The sequence below is a fragment of the Vibrio sp. 10N.222.46.A1 genome, from assembly GCF_041473595.1.
GTDB classification, from domain to species: domain Bacteria; phylum Pseudomonadota; class Gammaproteobacteria; order Enterobacterales; family Vibrionaceae; genus Vibrio; species Vibrio tasmaniensis_A.
In genome coordinates this window covers 1-1,570 of the sequence record NZ_JBFRSN010001452.1, presented here as the reverse complement: position 1 = coordinate 1,570, position 1,570 = coordinate 1, and the positions used below count along the sequence as shown (strand labels likewise).

The window sequence follows — 1,570 nt, the reverse complement described above, 5'->3', positions numbered from 1 at the left end:
GGATTAACCATGCTAGTAGCGATAACTGCCCTGCAATGCCTGCCGCGATAGCTGGGATCATAAACAATCCTGTGCCAAGCAAGGTCGTAGAGAGTTGTCCAATTCCTGAAATAAGCGTGATTTCTTGTTTGAGTTGCGTCATTCGCTGTCCTTGCTATTGGCTTTGATATCGGTTTTATGGTGCAGTCTTGTGAGGCTGAGATTGAAAGCATACATTGTCGACATCAATAATACAGCTAGCGAAACGTCTTAAGACACCGTCAATTTAACGGTATTAATTTGATTAAGCGTGAAAGTGTCGGCTGTCATAATGGCTGTTATAAGTTAGAAAGTTGTGTCAAATTAGGCGTTATAAATAGAACAATAAATGGAAAGAATCAGAAGCATGGATAAATTTGATCGCCAAATTTTAGATATTCTAAAAATTAACGCTCGATGCTCAGTGAGCGATATCGCAAGAGATGTCAGCCTGTCTCGCTCTGCAGTGAACGCCAGAATCAAGAAGCTGGAAAACGATAAGATCATCACAGGATATTGTGCACAGGTGACCGAGCCTGATTTACCGAAGAACGTTGGCGCTTATATCTCTTTGAAGTTTGACATGTCGAGCAGTAACCATAATTGTGAGTCTTACGCTAAAAATATCTACGCCATTAATGGTGTGCAGTGGTGTCACTCTATTAGCGGTGAGACCGACATGATGCTTTATGTTGAAGTTGAAAGCATGGAGCGTTTGAACCAAATTCGTGACCAGCTGCAAGGCTATCCTGAACTTCGACATCTTATGACTCATACTGTCTTAACGGAATTCTTCAACAAGCAAACTTCGTCTTTTAATATGTCTTGAGTGAGTGCTGCTTACCTTCACTGTGTCGTCATTTTTCCGTACTTACTCAACTTATTCTTACTCGCTCTATTCTTATTCACTCTAAGGTTGCTGATGTTAGGTAATATCAATTTAAATTTACTGCGGTCGCTGCATGTGCTTCTTGAAGAGTGCCATGTAAGCCGAGCCGCTCAGCGTCTGCACATCACGCAGTCGGCGGTTAGCCGTCAACTGGCTCAGCTTAGAGATCTATGTGGTGATCCTCTTCTGGTTCGTGATGGGAACAAACTGGTGCCAACCAACCGTGCTTTGTTGCTTAAAGGCAAGCTCGATGACTTGCTGGGCGAGTTTGACCACCTCTTAGATGATAAGCCATTTGATCCACAAGACTGGCAAGGTGAATTGGTGTTGGCTTCGAGTGATTATGTTGCTCAGTATATCTTGCCCATTATTGTGTCCGAGGTGTCGAAGGACGCGCCCCATATCAACTTGGCTTATCGTTTGTGGCAGCCTAACTTCCTTGAAACGCTTAATGAATCAGGTATTCACTTGGCGTCGAGTATGTTCCCCAAAAAGCCAGATCATGTCTCAAGTATCAAGCTCGGAGAGGATAAGTCCGTGTGTTTGATGAGAGCCTCTCATCCGCTGGCTAAGCAATCAGCCATAAGCTCGGAAGACATCGTGAATTACTCACATATCAAAGTCACGGGTGGGGGAGACAAAGACAGCTATTCGGATATTGCG

Annotated in this window: 2 protein-coding genes and 1 pseudogene; 2 read left to right on the top strand and 1 reads right to left on the bottom strand. The window is 43.9% G+C overall.

What is annotated here, in order from left to right:
* Window positions 1-142, bottom strand: a pseudogene (locus tag AB4496_RS27310) (L-methionine/branched-chain amino acid transporter); the annotation flags it as partial.
* A 243-nt stretch (window positions 143-385) separates the two neighbouring features.
* Here AB4496_RS27310 and AB4496_RS27305 point away from each other — a divergent pair.
* The gene (locus AB4496_RS27305; protein WP_009845687.1) at window positions 386-847 is read left to right on the top strand and encodes an Lrp/AsnC family transcriptional regulator; all 462 of its coding nucleotides are present in this window, start codon (window positions 386-388) and stop codon (window positions 845-847) included.
* Between the two features lie 93 nt (window positions 848-940).
* Window positions 941-1,570 (top strand): LysR family transcriptional regulator (locus AB4496_RS27300; RefSeq protein ID WP_372133084.1); only part of this gene is annotated, 630 nt, incomplete at its 3' end.